The 16,854-nt window shown below is 30.0% G+C and carries 13 protein-coding genes, 1 other RNA gene and 2 pseudogenes; 8 read left to right on the top strand and 8 right to left on the bottom strand.

The window, feature by feature from the left end:
- Nucleotides 1-406: pseudogene (locus tag LLF98_RS10515) on the top strand (gamma-aminobutyrate permease); the annotation flags it as partial.
- Nucleotides 407-722: 316 nt separating this feature from the next.
- The gene (locus LLF98_RS10520) at nt 723-2,945 is read left to right on the top strand and encodes an SPFH domain-containing protein (protein WP_291703301.1); all 2,223 of its coding nucleotides are present in this window, start codon (nt 723-725) and stop codon (nt 2,943-2,945) included.
- Between the two features lie 141 nt (nt 2,946-3,086).
- Here LLF98_RS10520 and LLF98_RS10525 read toward each other — a convergent pair whose 3' ends face one another.
- Genes LLF98_RS10525 through LLF98_RS10545 form a run of 5 tightly spaced genes read right to left on the bottom strand, consistent with a single transcriptional unit; the run spans nt 3,087 to nt 7,696 of the window.
- Nucleotides 3,087-3,797, bottom strand: coding sequence for an ABC transporter ATP-binding protein (locus LLF98_RS10525; RefSeq protein ID WP_291703303.1), 711 nt, complete (start codon nt 3,795-3,797; stop codon nt 3,087-3,089).
- A complete protein-coding gene (locus LLF98_RS10530) occupies nt 3,790-4,560 on the bottom strand; it encodes an ABC transporter ATP-binding protein (protein ID WP_291703305.1) in 771 nt (256 codons plus the stop codon). Before LLF98_RS10530 ends, LLF98_RS10525 begins: the two co-directional genes overlap by 8 nt.
- The gene (locus LLF98_RS10535; protein ID WP_291703307.1) at nt 4,560-5,618 is read right to left on the bottom strand and encodes a branched-chain amino acid ABC transporter permease; all 1,059 of its coding nucleotides are present in this window, start codon (nt 5,616-5,618) and stop codon (nt 4,560-4,562) included. The genes LLF98_RS10530 and LLF98_RS10535 overlap by 1 nt, the downstream gene beginning before the upstream one ends.
- Before the next feature lie 3 nt (nt 5,619-5,621).
- Nucleotides 5,622-6,515 (bottom strand): branched-chain amino acid ABC transporter permease, encoded by an 894-nt coding sequence (locus LLF98_RS10540; RefSeq protein WP_291703309.1) that lies wholly within the window; start codon nt 6,513-6,515, stop codon nt 5,622-5,624.
- 11 nt (nt 6,516-6,526) lie between these two features.
- Nucleotides 6,527-7,696, bottom strand: coding sequence for an ABC transporter substrate-binding protein (locus tag LLF98_RS10545; protein ID WP_291703311.1), 1,170 nt, complete (start codon nt 7,694-7,696; stop codon nt 6,527-6,529).
- Between the two features lie 496 nt (nt 7,697-8,192).
- Here LLF98_RS10545 and pknB point away from each other — a divergent pair, with 496 nt between their 5' ends.
- On the top strand, nt 8,193-9,650 hold the full coding sequence (pknB, locus tag LLF98_RS10550) for a Stk1 family PASTA domain-containing Ser/Thr kinase (RefSeq protein WP_291703313.1): 1,458 nt from the start codon (nt 8,193-8,195) through the stop codon (nt 9,648-9,650).
- Nucleotides 9,651-10,288: 638 nt separating this feature from the next.
- Here the strand turns inward: pknB and LLF98_RS10555 are convergent.
- On the bottom strand, nt 10,289-10,747 hold the full coding sequence (locus tag LLF98_RS10555) for a hypothetical protein (protein WP_291703315.1): 459 nt from the start codon (nt 10,745-10,747) through the stop codon (nt 10,289-10,291).
- A 573-nt stretch (nt 10,748-11,320) separates the two neighbouring features.
- Between LLF98_RS10555 and ssrS the strand changes: the two genes are divergently transcribed.
- A non-coding RNA gene (gene ssrS / locus LLF98_RS10560) (6S RNA) lies at nt 11,321-11,514 on the top strand.
- Between the two features lie 243 nt (nt 11,515-11,757).
- Here the strand turns inward: ssrS and LLF98_RS10565 are convergent.
- On the bottom strand, nt 11,758-12,438 hold the full coding sequence (locus LLF98_RS10565) for an SIMPL domain-containing protein (protein ID WP_291703317.1): 681 nt from the start codon (nt 12,436-12,438) through the stop codon (nt 11,758-11,760).
- A 284-nt stretch (nt 12,439-12,722) separates the two neighbouring features.
- Here LLF98_RS10565 and LLF98_RS10570 point away from each other — a divergent pair, with 284 nt between their 5' ends.
- Together LLF98_RS10570 and LLF98_RS15435 are read left to right on the top strand one after the other, a co-directional pair.
- On the top strand, nt 12,723-14,462 hold the full coding sequence (locus LLF98_RS10570; RefSeq protein ID WP_291703319.1) for an FtsH/Yme1/Tma family ATP-dependent metallopeptidase: 1,740 nt from the start codon (nt 12,723-12,725) through the stop codon (nt 14,460-14,462).
- Nucleotides 14,463-14,482: 20 nt separating this feature from the next.
- The gene (locus tag LLF98_RS15435) at nt 14,483-14,593 is read left to right on the top strand and encodes a DUF2922 family protein (RefSeq protein WP_366512095.1); all 111 of its coding nucleotides are present in this window, start codon (nt 14,483-14,485) and stop codon (nt 14,591-14,593) included.
- 102 nt (nt 14,594-14,695) lie between these two features.
- On the opposite strand, the gene LLF98_RS10575 is transcribed toward LLF98_RS15435, so the two are convergent.
- The gene (locus tag LLF98_RS10575; RefSeq protein WP_291703321.1) at nt 14,696-15,601 is read right to left on the bottom strand and encodes an MBL fold metallo-hydrolase; all 906 of its coding nucleotides are present in this window, start codon (nt 15,599-15,601) and stop codon (nt 14,696-14,698) included.
- A gap of 427 nt (nt 15,602-16,028) precedes the next feature.
- Between LLF98_RS10575 and LLF98_RS10580 the strand changes: the two are divergent.
- Together LLF98_RS10580 and LLF98_RS10585 are read left to right on the top strand one after the other, a co-directional pair.
- Nucleotides 16,029-16,148 (top strand): annotated as a pseudogene (locus LLF98_RS10580) (biotin synthase BioB); the annotation flags it as partial.
- 14 nt (nt 16,149-16,162) lie between these two features.
- Entirely contained in the window at nt 16,163-16,714 is a 552-nt protein-coding gene (locus LLF98_RS10585; protein ID WP_291703323.1) for a biotin transporter BioY, read from the top strand.
- Nucleotides 16,715-16,854 lie beyond the last annotated feature (140 nt).

Below are 16,854 nucleotides of genomic sequence, written 5' to 3' on the forward strand. Positions count from 1 at the left end.
GCTAGTTGCGGCATCTGGTCTTGCTGGATTTATAGCTTGGGTAGGTATAGCACTATGTCACTATAGATTTAGAAAAGTATTTATTTACCAAGGTAAAAATTTGAAAAATTTAAAATACAAAGCTCTATTCTATCCATTTGGACCTATACTAGCATTATTAATGTGCATAATTATAATTCTTGGTCAAGGATACTCATGTATAAAACCAGAGGGAATTGATTGGCAAGGATTAATTGCTTCCTATATAGGAATTCCACTCTTTGTTGCCTTGTATATATGGTATAAAATCAAGCATAAAACTAAAGTTATTCCTTTGGATAAAGTTGATTTAGTTTTCACTGAAAATACTATAAACAATCTAGAGGAAACTGAATCTGAGATATTAGAATTACCTGAACTAAATTAATAAAAAAGAGTAACATTAAATAATAAGAATGGGAGCTTAGATGAATTTCTGCTTCCATTCTTTTAAGTTTATTTTTAATTCAAAATAAAAATATCAAGCATTGTATCTAACGAGGTGTTTTCCTAAACATTATTTGCATTTTTAAAGTGCTACATCATCAATTTAAGGACATTTGGTAATTAATTTTAATATAAACAAAAATAAATGTTTATTACAGTATTTACATTTGAAGATAAAAGGAATATTATTACCTAATAGTATAGGATTTAGCAATATAAAATCCTTATATTACACAATAATTTTGGGAGGTAAAATTATGGATTCAACTACAATATCAATTTTAATTTTCATTGTTATAGGGCTTGTTGTATTATTTTTACTACTCTATGGGATAGGATTCACAAGTATTGGAACAGATGAGGTAGGTATAGTTGAAAAATGGTGGAGTTTAAAAGGTTCTGTGCCATCTGACGGTCTAATCGCGTTAAAAGGTGAAGCTGGCTATCAGCCACAAGTACTTAGAGCCGGAGTTCATTTTAAGACACCTTTTAAGTATAAAGTTAAAAAGATAAGACTAGTAACTATACCACAAGGTCAAATAGGATATGTATTTGCAAGATCTGGAGAAAGCCTTTCTGATGGACAAACACTTGGAAAAGTTGTGAGTGACAGCAAATCTTTTCAAGATGTAGCTGCTTTTTTAAATAACGGTGGACAAAAAGGTCCTCAAAGACAAGTTCTTCGTGAAGGTACCTATGCATTTAATTTAGCTCAATTTATTATAATTACAAAAGATAAAGTTCATTCAATATTCACATCTAAAGATGAGTCTGCACAAATAGAAACAATGAGAAGTGATTTACTCAGAGTAAGTGGCTTTAATCCTGTAATTATAGCAAGTACAAAAGCTATTGAACAAGATGAGTTTGGTAACACAATAAGAAATAAAGATACAATTGGAATTGTTACTATTAATGAAGGACCAACTCCAGATAATGGAGCTATTATTGCTCCTATAGTTGGGGATGGCATAACAAATGAGTTTTATCACAATAACTTCCAAGAACCAGAAAAATTCTTAGCTGCTAATGGTAGAAAAGGTAAGCAAATGCAAGTATTAACAGACGGGATTTATTTTATCAATAGATTATTTGCCAATGTTGATATAGTTCCAAAAAGTATAATAGATATTGGATATGTTGGTGTCGTTGTAAGTTATTTTGGTGATAAAGGCGAAGATGTATCTGGATCAGCCTATTCACATGGAGAACTTGTTGAGCAAGGTAAAAAAGGTATATGGAAAGAATCCATGATGCCAGGTAAATATCCATTCAATACTTATGCAGGAAAGATTGTCCCTGTTCCTACTACTAATGTTATATTAAAGTGGATTAGCGGTCAGTCAGGAGATCATAAATTAGATGATAACTTAAAAGAAATAAGCCTTATAACTAAGGATGCATTTGAACCAAATTTACCTCTTACTGTGGTATTTAATATTGATTATAGAAAAGCATCTTCAGTCATTCAAAGATTTGGTGATATTAAAATGCTTATTGAACAATCACTTGATCCTATGATAGCAGGTTATTTCAAAAATATTGGTCAAACTAAGACTCTAATTGAGTTGGTTCAAGATAGAAGTTCTATTCAAGAACAAGCATCAGCAGAAATGAAAGAAAAATTTAAGTTGTACGACTTAGAATTACAAGAAGTATTAATTGGTACACCTGCTGCTTCTGCCACAGATAAGAGAATTGAACTTATACTAGCGCAACTTAGGGACAGGCAGGTTGCTTTAGAAGAAATTAAAACTAATGAAGCTAAACAAAAATCCGCTGAGAAGCAAAGAGAGCTAAATGAAGCAATTGCAAAAAGTGCAGCTCAAGCAGCTCTTACACAATCAAGTATTGACATAGAAGTTGCAGATAACAAAGGTAAATCCGAATTAAAATTAGCTGAACAGTTAGCGTTAAAAACACAAAAACTTGCTGAAGCTGACAAATATAAAAGAACACAGGAAGCAGATGCTTCAAGATATACAAAAGAAGCTGAAGCTGCTGCTAATGCAAAAGCTACTGAATTAAATGCAGGTGCTAATGCTAAACAAGTAGAATTACAAGCTGGCGCTGAAGCCTTCAAGCTTGAAAAAGTCGGCATTGCACAAGCCTTAAATATTAAAGCTGTTGCAGAAGCTACCGCAGAACAAGAAACAAAAGTTGGTTTAGCAAAAGGTACTGCTGCTAAGGCTTTGGTTGATGCCTACGGCGGACCAGAATTACAAGTACAACAAAGTGTCATGACAGCCTTTGCAGAGGCTCTAAAGATAAGTAAATCTCCTCTTGTTCCACAAACAGTAATTATGGGTGGTACTGATGGAAAAACACCTAATGCAATGGAAGGCATTATGAGTATGGTTCTAGCTAACATGGCTAGTTCTAAGGGATCAGTAGTAACTAAGCAAGAAGATATTATTACTCTTACAGAAACAGAAGAAAATAGTATTACTATTAAGAAACCAGACGAAAATAAACAATAAAAAAACGCTTCCCTTTAATTTATAATTATCCATAAAAATCAATATTTTTCTAAGATTAATAAAAGTGAAAAAAGGCAGTAAATTTTCTAATTCTAAAATTTACTGCCTAAAATCATATGTTGTTAATTAGTTTCACTTGCCTTACAGTTGTTCACCAAGGTAAGCTTTTTTAATTTCTTCATTATTAAGTAATTCATTACCTGTACCAGTTAATGTTATTCTTCCAGTTTCCATAATATAACCTATATCAGCTATTTTTAAAGCTGCATTAGCATTTTGTTCTATTAGAAGAACTGTCATACCTTCTTCATTAATTTTCTTTATAATCCCAAATAATTCTTTTACTATTATAGGCGCAAGCCCTAAAGAAGGTTCATCCATCATTATTAATTTAGGTCTACACATAAGAGCTCTTCCTATAGCAAGCATTTGTTGTTCTCCACCAGATAAAGTCCCTGATACTTGCCAAGCTCTTTCTTTAAGCCTTGGAAAAAGTGAATATACTTTTTCTAAATCCTCTTCTATCCCCTTTTTATCTTTTCTAAGATAAGCACCTATTTTTAAATTTTCTAATACTGTAAGGTCTGTAAAAACCCTTCTTCCTTCTGGAACTAATGCAATGCCTTCTTTAACCATAGCCTCAGTCTTAAGTTTTGTTAAATCCTTGCCTTCATAATTTATACTACCACTTTTAGGCTTAACAAGACCTACTATTGATTTTAATGTAGTACTTTTACCGGCTCCGTTAGCTCCAACTAGAGTTACTATTTTTCCACTTGGCACCTCTAAGCTTATACCTTTTAAAGCCTCTATACCACCATATGACACTACTAAATCATCTATTTTAATCATCTTCAGATACCCCCAAGTATGCGTCTATAACCTTTTTATCATTTTGTATTTCCGAAGGCTTACCTTCAGCTATAGTGATTCCATATTCAAAAACTTGTATTTTATCTGATAAACCCATAACCATATTCATATGATGCTCTATCATAAATATAGATAAATTGAACTTTTCTTTAATTTCCCTAATAAAAGCTGTAAGTTCATCTGTTTCTGTAGGATTCATCCCCGCAGCTGGTTCATCAAGAAGAAGAAGCTTAGGGTTAGTTGCAAGTGCTCTTGCTATTTCAAGTTTTCTTTGTTTACCATAAGGAAGAGAAGTAGCCTTTTCATATCTTAAATCTTGAAGTCCTAATTCTTCTAAAAGAGCAAGGGATTTTTCAATCATTTCCTTTTCTTCTCTTCTATACTTAGAAAGGTTTAGTGTGGCTTCAATAAAATTTGATTTAATATGAACATGGTTTGCGATTAATACATTATCAAGTACACTTAAGTCTTTAAAAAGTCTTATGTTTTGAAAGGTTCTTGCTATACCTGTTTTAGTTATTATATCTTGTCTCATTCCAGTAATGTCTGTATTATTAAAAATTATTTTTCCATTTGTAGGTGTATAAACATTTGTTATCATATTAAAAGCAGTTGTTTTACCTGCTCCATTAGGTCCAATCAAAGAAACTATTTCACCTTCATTAATTTCAAGATTAAAATCTTTTACTGCAGTAAGACCTCCAAATTGCATTGTTGCATTTTCTACTTTTAGTAGTGCCATTATTTATTCCCTCCTTCTTCTAGAGGTTTTTTATTTGAATATTTAAATATTGATTTCCATGTAAATTCTTTGGTTCCCATAATTCCATTTCTAAAGAACAATACTATAATCATAAGTAAAATTGAAAAAATAACCATTCTGAGCCCAGGAATACCACTAAAGCTTACAAATCCAAAATTGTATACTTTTTCCATATCCAAAAATCTTAAAAGCTCTCCTCCAATTGTTACAATAAAAGCTGCAATTACTGTACCAGTAATGCTACCCATACCTCCAATTACCACTATAAGAAGTATATTAAAAGTGAAAACAAATTTAAACATATTAGGATCTATAGTACCCATTAAATTTCCGAGGAGACCTCCGCCGACTCCAGCAAAGAAAGCCCCTATAACGAAAGCTATAGTTTTATGTTTAAATAAATTTATTCCCATACTTTCAGCTGCAATTTCATCTTCCCTTATGGATTTTAAAGCTCTTCCGTAAGAACTATTTATAAGAGACGCAATTATTATTATTGTTGCAATTGCTATTCCAAAGCTCCAATATAAATTTGTTTTGTGTGGAATACCTCTAAGGCCTAATGCACCATTAGTTATGCTTTGAGCATTATTAATAACTGCTCTTATAATTTCTGCAAAACCAAGTGTCGCAATAGCTAAGTAATCTCCTTTAAGCCTTAAAGCAGGAGCACCTATTAAAAATGCTATTAATGCTGAAACAAGTCCTGCAATAATTAATGCTGGAAGAAATGGAATTGATGTATGGTTTAATGGAGCTATTAAAGACTCCATAAAAAAATTCTGAGTTTTAATTTTTTCAGACATAGTAAGAAGTGCTGTTGTATAAGCACCTAATGCTATAAAGCCAGCATGTCCTAGTGAAAATAACCCAGTAAATCCGTTTATCAAATTCATACTAAGTCCAAAAATTGTATATATTGCACATAAATTTAAAATTCTAATTTTATAAGAGTCCAAGCCATTATTTGCAGCTAATAAGAGTAAAAATACAATTGCAATAAGAGCTATATTTAAATACTTTTTTCTATTGTTCATATTTTACACCTTCTCTGTTAAATTTTTTCCCATTATTCCTGTAGGCTTAAATAGCAATATTACTATTAAAAGTATGAAAGCAAAAGCATCTCTATATCCAGTTAATCCTGGGAGAAAACCAACTAACATAATTTCACCAATACCAAGAATAAACCCTCCAATAACTGCTCCTTTAATATCACCTATACCACCTATAACAGCAGCTATAAAGCACTTAAGTCCAGGAATGATTCCCATTGTTCCAATTATTTGTGGATATTTAACAGACCACATCATTGATCCTATACCAGCTAAAATTGAACCTATAGCAAAAGTAAAAGATATTATTCTATTTACCTTTATACCCATAAGGCTTGCTGTTTCTACGTCTTTAGATGATGCTCTCATAGCCATACCAATATTTGTTTTATTAACTAGATGTAGTAAAACAAATAATAATATTATTGTTACTACAGGAATTATAAAAGTGAGGTTTTGAATAGAAACTCCACCTATAACAACTACATCTGTAAGTATTTTTGGTGTTGGAAATGCTTTTGGCATTCCACCAAATAAAACAACTGCTAAATTTTCAAGTAAGAATGAAACACCAATAGCAGAAATTAAAATAGATATTTTCGGTGCACTTCTAAGCGGTTTATATGCTGCAAATTCAATTATAACACCTAGAACTGCAGTTAAAATTATAGCTATTACAAAAGAAACATACCATGGAAGACCGAAAGTAGTTACTCCGAAAAATGCGAAATAAGCAGCCATCATAAATATATCTCCATGAGCAAAATTTATAAGTTTTAATATTCCATATACCATAGTATAACCTATAGCTATAAGTGCATATAAACTTCCAACTGAAATTCCATTTGCTAAATGTTGCATAAATGTACCTAAAGTCATATCTTCTCCTCCTAATTTTCTTCTGGTTTTATGGTATCAAGATAAGTAAATTTACCATCTTTAACTACCTTTAAAACTGCATCTTTTACTGCATTGTTATTCTCATCTATAGTAATTACTCCAGCAGCACCAGGAAAGTTTTTAGTTTTTGCGATTTCATCTCTTATTTTCGCTGGCTCTGTAGAATCAGCTCTTTTTATTGCATCTAATATTACTAAATAAGCATCATAAGATAAAGCTGTAACTGCTGAAGGTTCTTTATTATATTCTTCTCTATAAGCATCAAGAAAAACCTTTGATTCTTGTGTTATAGGAGTTTCTGTCGCAAAAAAGGTTGAAAAAACTGATCCTTCTACTGCATCACTACCTATATCTATAAACTCTGGTGTTTCCCAAGTATCAGATCCTATAATAGGAGTTGTAATTCCAAGTTGCCTTGCTTGTTTTATTATTAAAGCACATTCAGTAAAATTACCTGGAGCAAATATTACATCTGGATTACTACCTTTTATATTAATAAGCTGTGCTGAAAAATCTTGATCTCCTGTATTGTATTTAGATTTAGCTACAATAGCATCTTTATCTCCTGTAATCTCCACAAAAGTATCAGAGAAAAACTTACAAAGTCCAACTGAATAATCACTAGAAACATCTTCAATAAATGCTACCTTTTTAGCTTTCAATTTTTCTGCTGCATACTTTGCCATAACCTTACCTTGGAAAGGATCTATAAAACAAACTCTAAAATAATAATCATTTCCGACCGTTACTAAAGGATTTGTACAAGATGCTCCAACGGTTGGAACCTTTGCCTCCATAACAACGTCTCCTGCGCCCATGGAATTTCCACTTCCCCAACTTCCTATAATTGCATTAACATTTTCTTGTTCTACAAGATTTGAAACTGCACTCGCTGCTTCAACTTTATCAGACTTATTATCTGCAAAAACTAATTCTACCTTTTTGCCAAGAACCGTTGGATAAAGCTTATTAGCAAGTTTTGCTCCTTCCACTTCAAGTTGACCTCCAGCTGCATTAGCACCTGTCATTGGTTCAAACACTCCGATTTTTATCACATCACTGTCCACATTTGCTTTTGATTCTGACTTAGAAGCACAACCTACTAGCATTAATGAAGTTGTCATAGCCAGTACCAAAAGCAAAGAAATTTTTCTTTTCATAAAAATAGTCCCTCCATTTTAAGTGTATCCTTTGTTATACTTTTTAGTTTGTGTTGATATTAACTATTAAAGCATAATTTAAAGGATACTTTTTTATTTTTATTAAATTAGACTTGTTATTTTTTTGTTAGTGCCTTAATGCTTTTATAATACTTTTTTTGTTTTTAAGTATTTTAGATAAATTATTAATATTAATCTGTAGATTACCAGTATAATTAGCAATTCTCGAAAAAAATCATACATCTTGACGAATTATATGATATCTTATATTTCTCAATATGTCAATTCACGGAGGACAGATGTATTTTTGAATTGAAAGGTTAATCTGGTTATCAATCAGAAGTACTTAGAGCTGGAGTACATTTTAAGACACCTTTTTTCTTCAGTTCAATAGATTCAAGCGTACCATATTCTTCTATTGATTGTGCAATAATTTTAGATAAAAACACTATTTATGATATAATACATGTATTATTGTTTTTTATAGGGGGACAAAATGATAGGGACATTACTTTTAAACAGATATAAATTATTAGAAAAAATTGGTGAAGGTGGCATGGGAATTGTTTATAAAGCAAAATGCACTTTATTAAATAGATTTGTAGCTGTAAAAATATTAAAAGCAGAGTTAAGTGATGATAAAGATTTTATCACTAGGTTTAAAAGAGAAGCTAATTCAATTGCAAGCTTGTCAAATCCAAACATAGTTAACATTTATGATGTTGGTTCAGAAAACAATATTAACTTTATAGTTATGGAATATATTAATGGAAAAACATTAAAGCAAGTAATAAATGAGAATGTTAGACTTAGCTCTTTGAAGTCTTTAGATATAGCTTTTCAAATAGCTAAAGCACTACAATATGCTCATAAAAATAATATAATTCATCGTGATATAAAACCAGATAATATTTTAATCACAGAGGATAATATAGTTAAGTTAACTGATTTTGGAATAGCCAAAGTTGCAGATTCAGTAACCATAACTAATTCTAATAAAATTATAGGCTCTGTACATTACTTTTCTCCAGAGCAAGCCAAAGGAAAGTTTGTAGATTGTAGGACTGATATATATGCCTTAGGTGTTGTAATGTATGAAATGATTACTGGGCAAGTACCTTTTAATGCAGAAACTTCTATTTCTGTAGCTATAATGCATATTCAAGAGCCTGTTATTCCATCAAATGAAATCATTACTGATATACCTGAAAATATAAATACAGTAATTTTAAAGGCCCTGGAGAAAGAACCTATTAATAGATTTCAAACAGCTAAGGAACTTGCTGAGATTTTAAATGCAATCAAGGAGAATTCTAATTTAGAAGTGAATTTTAATGAAAAGTCAATAGATTCTACAACGGTTATTATGATGCCAGATGTAACATTATCTGATATACAAATTGGTTCCACAGTTGTTATGAATCAAGAAACAATTCCAGAAACCATAATAATTAAAAAGGATAAAAAAGTACTATCCAAAAATAATAGCATAAGTAAAAATAAAAAGATATTTCTAACAATTGGATTAATTATCTTAGCTATCATTATTGGTATTTTAGGAAAATATCTTTCCAAAGGACCTTCCACAGATACAAAAGCAACTACATCAGAAATTACCATCCCAGAAGAAAGTGTAAAATTACCAGAAGATGAAAATAAACTTGTACCTTCACTTAGTAGAATGACTCAAGATGTTGCTAAAAACACTATAGTTAATAATGGATTTTTGCTTGGCAATATAATAACTGAATATAGCGATACTGTGCCCAAAGGTCTAATTATTAATCAATCACCAGCATCAGATACTTACTATGAAAAGAACGGAAAAATTGATTTAGTCATTAGCCAAGGACAAAAAGTTACTCAGATTGTACCACAAGTAAGGGGAAACGTGAACGGAAATGGTAATGAAAAAGATAAAGATAAAGATAAAAAGGTAAAAAACAAAAAATGATCCAATGAGAAATTTCTCTTGGATCATTTTTTATATGTCGTTGAACTAAATTAGAGACTCTTTTGTTAAAGGAAAAGATGAATATCCTAGTAATATGGTTCTACTTGGTTTTGGTGGCATTCTTGAAAGTGATATTGTTGAAGGTATAAACATGTTTAAGAAAGCATGGTTAATCAATTAGTTAATATTTTACTACTATTTCATGAATTTCATTGTATCAACTACTATTTTGGGGATATGCTAATATTATAAGGGAATTAACAGTTAAGTAATGATATATATTCTTAAAAGGATGTATATCTGTCAAAGCTTTTCTATAAGTCAAAAGGCTTATAGTTAGGATAGATACGATTCTATACAGTTAGGAAAAGTCTTCTTATAGTCTATTAATATTTATTATAATGAGATTCCAACTTATTCTATAGGGTCAAGCGAAGATTGTATTAGGTGTTTGATAAAACTTGGAAAGGCAGTAAATCTACTTTTTATAAGTTCGCTGCCTTAAGACAATTGGAATTATTAATTGTACTTTAAATCCATTTCTCTTTCTTTTCTAAGTTTTAGTATATTCTCTTATAGCGTTGTTACATACTATAGCAGAATATAATATATAATATTCTGCTTTATATTTAAATAAATTAATAATATCTTTCCATGACTTCTCTTGTAAAACCATAATCAATAATCATAGGCCTTCCATTAATAATTCCCCAGCTACTTCTTCTACTAATATCATCCAATAATAAATTATAATTCCTCTTAATATTCTGTAGTTCTTTAGAGTTAAGCAGTTCCCTTTTACTTTTAACATTAAAATACTTCCATACATATGAAATATTATTTATTTTATATGCCTTTTGCATTATTAGTAACTTAAAGTCATTTGAAATGTCTATAACTTTTGCAAATAAATTGGAAGTATCATTAGCTGAAATTTTATACTCCGTCTTATTTTGTGCAATTCCAGCTTGATTTTTAGCCACTTTGATTACAAATCCATTGCCCAAATCGAATACTTTCCTGCCAGAACCTGAACCAATATATCTATAATATCCTTGTTTTAAATTCAACATAATTTGATTAAATGCTATAACCATTTCAAGCACCTACCCTATAATAATATCCTTAAATTTATTAGTAAACACTCTACATATTATATTATTCGCTCTGCAGTAAATTGGTTCATAATTGAATTCTTTTAAGTTCTAAATCTATGATGCTGAATTCTATGATGCCTCCGCAAGTACTAAAAATGGATTATAAAATTTAGGTATATAAAAATAAACGGTCAATAACTAGTCACATTAACAGCTATTAACCACTTATTTTTAATTCTTTTTCATTGTTATCACTTTTCTATATTTTAAAAGTATTTTTTATTTATTATATTATAGTTTTATTATCATATAGTAAGCCATACTTCCCTACTAGAGTTATTAAACAACCTATAAAAACAATAAAAATTAATTTTTGATAATTACCACATTTATATACCTTGTACAGCAACGTTAAATATGTTACTATAATCTCATAACAAGAGAACAATTACTTTATAGATAATTTTCGTGCCATATGAATAACTACAGTATCTTAGAATAACCAGTTAAGTAAATTAAATCTGTAACATAAGAAGATTAATTGTAGACAATGTATGCATGATACATATATCATAAATTCTGAAATATTCGTTAAGCTCTTATTTTGAACCTACATTTATATTTCGGGAGTTCAATATTTAGATAAAGAAATGTACTTTCATATAAGTCCATTTATGTGGCACTGAAGGCGATTGAGATATCTGTGAGAACACCCACCTATCGTAAGATAGGGGTCAAAATTAGAGTACCGGTATTTTGGATATTATATTAGAAATATTAATCCAATGCTTAATATAGTTAAGCATTGGATTTTTAGCTTTAGGCATATGAAAGAAAATAACAAGTCTAAGATGTGATATATATTTTGTGTCAGACAAGGAAGTATTTTTGCCGCATAGCGCTCCCATTAGAAAAACATACTGACTTGTTGTTTTTTTGAATATGCCTTATACATTTAAAACTAACTTAACTAATTTATAATTATTATACAACTTTTGATTATACAATTATTAATACTCAGTGTATAAAAATATAGCTTCAATGTCTGCAATTATTGTATTTTCTCCAGCTTCAATAGGTGTAGCATTGCTTACCTGTTTAAGAGTCATTATTCCTAATGGGGCTATGGTCCCCTTATCCTGCTCGTTAATTTGTATTGGTATAATATTTAATTTTACATTAAGTTTATTAGCCATAACACTAGCCTTATTTTGAGCATCTATAGTAGACAACCTTAATGCTTCGTAATAATACTTTGTTTGATCCGAAATAACAAAACTAATATCACTTACAGTATTGGCACCATTTTTTACTGCAGTGTCAATTATTTCACCTGCAGAATTAATATTTCGAATAAGAACCTTTAAATTATTACTTACTTCATAATTTCTAAAAACTTGTCTTCCATTAATATAATCATAATTAGGTCTAATATTATAATTTTGAGTTTGTATATATTTAGGCAACACTCCTATTTCCTCTATACTATTTATAACTTGCTGAATTGCCTTAGCATTTTCTTCTTGTGCTACTTCTAATTGTGTATTTTCTGTTACAACACCAAGTACTACCTCTGCTGCATCTGGTTTTACACTTACTGTACCTTTCCCAAAAACTTTAAGCTTATTACCATATTTAGCGCTGGCATAATCATCAAAGTTGTAATTATCACTATCTCCTAATCTATACATGATTTTTGTCCCTTCAAAATAATTAACTACTTCATAATATGATTTCTTCTGCTAAACGTCTCCAAGTTATACTATAAAGCTTTCTATATTCTTATATAAAAATAATGAACATATTATCCTGACTTCATTTAAATACTACACATAAAATTGTAATTGGTATAAAAATTATGTTTTTATAAATCATCCAAAAATTACATTGGTAAAAAGCATGAAAGAAACTAGACTTCTAATTTTAAGTCTGTATAATCAATATTAAGTTACTTTTTAAAATTTGGAGGTGCTTAATGAATAAAATAAAAAAATATTATATTATCATTCCTATAGTTACTGCAATACTATCAATTATAGCTATGGTAATAATATCATTTAATACAAAAACAATTAACAAAAGCTATTCTATCTTTACAGAAGATTTAAACTCTAATAATATATCTACAGTAATAATTGACAATTCTCCTAAAATGACTATATTGCTAAATAATGGTGATAAATATTCTACTGATAATCCAAATACAGATACTTTAAAAGAAAGTTTATTATTAAAGGGAATAGAAGTTAAAGATGAAATCACTCCCCCTCTTGCAAAAGCTATTCCTGCTGGCATTTTGGGTCTATCACTTTTAACAATAGTGGCTATGCTTGCATATAAAGCTAGAGCTCATGGTTCTTCTGTGACATCTATGGACATGCAGGATTTTAGCAAAAATAAAAAAGATGCTTTAGATTTTCACGCTGTAGCTGGTAATGAAGAAGCTAAAGAAAGTTTAATGGATATTGTGGATTTTCTTAAAAATCCTGAAAAATACCAAAAATATGGTGCAAGAATGCCTAAGGGGGTTATTCTTTATGGTGAACCTGGTACAGGTAAAACATTACTTGCAAAAGCAGTAGCTGGTGAGGCTGGCGTTCCATTTTACGCTCTTAGTGGTTCTGACTTCGTTCAAGTGTATGTTGGAGTTGGTGCTGCAAGAGTAAGAAATTTATTTAAAAAAGCAAAATCTCATGGAAAAGCTGTAATATTCATCGATGAAATTGATGCTATAGGTAAGGCAAGAGGTAATAATAAAAATGGCTCTAGCAATGATGAAAAAGATCAAACATTAAATGCTCTTTTAACAGAAATGTCTGGTTTCGGACAAGAAGACGGTATAGTAGTAATTGCTGCTACAAATAGATTAGACATGCTAGATAAGGCTCTTCTTAGACCAGGTAGATTTGATAGACATATAGAAGTATCATTGCCAGATGTTAATGCTAGAGAAAAGATTTTATCTCTACATTTTAAAAATAAACCTCATGAAAATTTTGATATAAAAGATATTGCAAAAAAAACTATATACTTCTCTGGAGCAAAATTAGAAAGTTTAGTAAATGAAAGTGCTATTTTAGCTGCTAAAGATAATAGTAAGTTTATTACTTCAGCTCATATAGAAAGTGCTTACTCTATAACTTTAGCTGGACATGAGAAAAAAGAAAGAAGTTATCTTAAGGAAGAGGACAAGCTTCTTACTTCATATCATGAGACAGGACATGGATTAATTTCTATGTTACTACTTCCGCAGGACAAGGTTTCTAAGATAACAATTATACCTACTACTAAAGGCGCTGGTGGTTATACATTAACTATTCCCGAGGATAGTAACTATCATAGAATCGATTATTTAAAGAATAAAATCAAAGTTTCACTTGGTGGTAGAGCTGCTGAAGAAATTATTTTTGGGAAAGATAAAATTTCTACTGGAGCAGTTGGAGATTTATCTCAAACTACTGATATTGCATTAAAAATGATTACCGAATATGGTATGGGAGAAACCTTGGGACTTATAAAACTTTCAAGTGTTGGTTCTCTATATAGTAGTTATGGAAATCCAGTTATCGAAGAATGTAAAAATCTTGTTAATCAACTTTATGAGGAAACTCTTGAACTTTTAAAAGAAAATAGAGACGTTCTTGATAAAATTGCCTTAGAATTATTAGAAAAAGAAACTTTATATGAAGATGATCTAAATAAACTAGCTATATAATAAATAATAAAAGCTGCTTAATGGATACAATAATCTCAAAAGACATCTTTAAAACTAGTGCTGGTACTTTTGTTAAAATGTCTGAAGCTAAACTTACTGATAATAACGTTACTTATTATATTGTGGCTTAAATTTCTAAAAATAAAAATAGATGGTCAAAAACCATCTATTTTTTTGTGTACCTATTTATTTATTTTTCCTATGGCCAACCCTAAAAACAACAATGAGACTTACTAAACATCAAATAGGTGTTTTGAATATTTAAGAAATCCATCATCAATATTTAACTCTATAATTCCTGTTTCATTCAAATATTCAACATAAGACTTTACTATCTCTTCTATTACAGTATATTTATATCTGTTGTTTACATAAATATTAAATTTTTTAATAACAGCCTTCAAAATATCTTCCATTGCCATAGCACAATCTATGACGGCATTCACGCTTTCTGCTCCATTCTTATAGAAATTTATATTATCAGTTATAAGTTTTTCAATATCATCATACATGCCCTTGTGAGCCACTACGTATTTGCTACATTTTAGATCATAAAGCTTTATTTTACTCTCTAGATCCTCTCTAAGTATATAAGCGTAAGGCATTTTAGTCCCTTTCATTACTTCGTAGCTTATGAGAGCATCTCCTAAATATGCAACATCATCTGGAGTAGTAATGCATATATGTGCAGGACTATGTCCCGGTGTATGAAGAATTTTAAATTTAATACCACATACATATATACTATCCTGATTATCCAGAATCATAATATCCGTTTCACAAACCATATGTCCAAAATACTCTCTAACCTCTGATAATGTTTGGTTGCTGTAATAAACCTTTAGATTAACTGTAGAACTGCAAATAAGAGCTTCATAGGCTGACATAGCTATAATACAATTATATTTTTTCTTCAAATATGCATTATTTCCTATATGATCTATATGAGCATGGCTGCATATTATACCAACTACCTTAAAGTTGTTTCCTTCTAAAAGCTCATCTATTCCTTCTCTCTCCCCTTCTGCCCATCCTGAATCCAACATAATAATTTCTTCATCATTAATTTTATAAAAAGGTATGTATGTCATTCCAGTATCAATAACAAATGTGTTTCCCTTTATTTTTTTTATTTCCATGTATTATCTTTAGTGAAAGAGTGCATCATAAGCACACAAAAACACTAAATTTTCACTTCCCTTCTTTTTATACTCTTTTATTTGTATACCTGTTGATGATTATGTCGATAATTTTCAATCTCTTACTGTTGTGTTTTTATTAAATTATATCGTAATTTATAATAACTTCCAATATTTATTATAATTAATACACATTAACACTTTGATTTTGAAATGGGTTAAATTTCCGTATATCTAACATATTTAACAAAAATGGGAGTTACCATTTTATATACTTTAACTTTTACCCCATCAACTATCATAAGTAATAAATTTATTTTTAAAATCTACTGCCACTAAATCGTTAACTGAATTTAAATTTAAAGTTGACAATATATAAAATAAATTGTATACTCAATTTAAACTTGATTTTGACAATTTTATGTGGGATGTAATTTTAGAAGATTGTAAAAAAAATGAGGCAAATAGCGTACATCGCTACTCTATCGTTACAGCAGGAAGAGCATTAACTGGTGCTGATTTTGATAAAGCAATAGAAGCCTATAAAAGGAGAATGAAATTATGGAAAATACAAAAAACATTAATACCCGTCAATTAACATTAATTGGATTCATGACAGCAGTTACTTGTATCTTAGGACCACTATCACTACCTATCGGAATAGTACCAATTTCATTAACTAATCTTGCAATTTATTTTGCAATATATACACTTGGAGGAAAAAGAGGAACACTTAGTTATATAGTTTATCTTTTCATAGGTCTTGTAGGACTACCCGTATTTTCAGGATTTTCTGGAGGATTTCCTAAATTATTTGGACCAACAGGTGGATATCTAATTGGATTTATTTTTATGGCATTTATCAGTGGTATTTTCATCGATAAATTTTCAAACAAAATTTATATGTGTTTCTTAGGAATGCTACTCGGTACAATCGTAACATATATATTTGGAACAGCATGGCTAGCATATGAAGCACATATGGCATTCAATAAAGCGTTAGCAGTTGGTGTACTTCCATTCATTCCAGGAGACATAGTAAAAATAGTAATTGCATCATTAATTGGACCTCAAATTAAAAAGAGACTTATAAGTGCTAGATTATATGAATAAAAGGGGCTGTCGCATTAGCGGATTAAAATCCGTTAGCGAGAGCTCCTTTTTTAGCACATATGAGATGTTTTTTATATATAATATTTCTTTAACTAAAAAATCTCTAGAAATTGGCGTACTTTAATAAGCCTTTAAAAAAA

The organism is Clostridium sp. (assembly GCF_021372645.1).
Lineage (GTDB): Bacteria > Bacillota > Clostridia > Clostridiales > Clostridiaceae > Clostridium.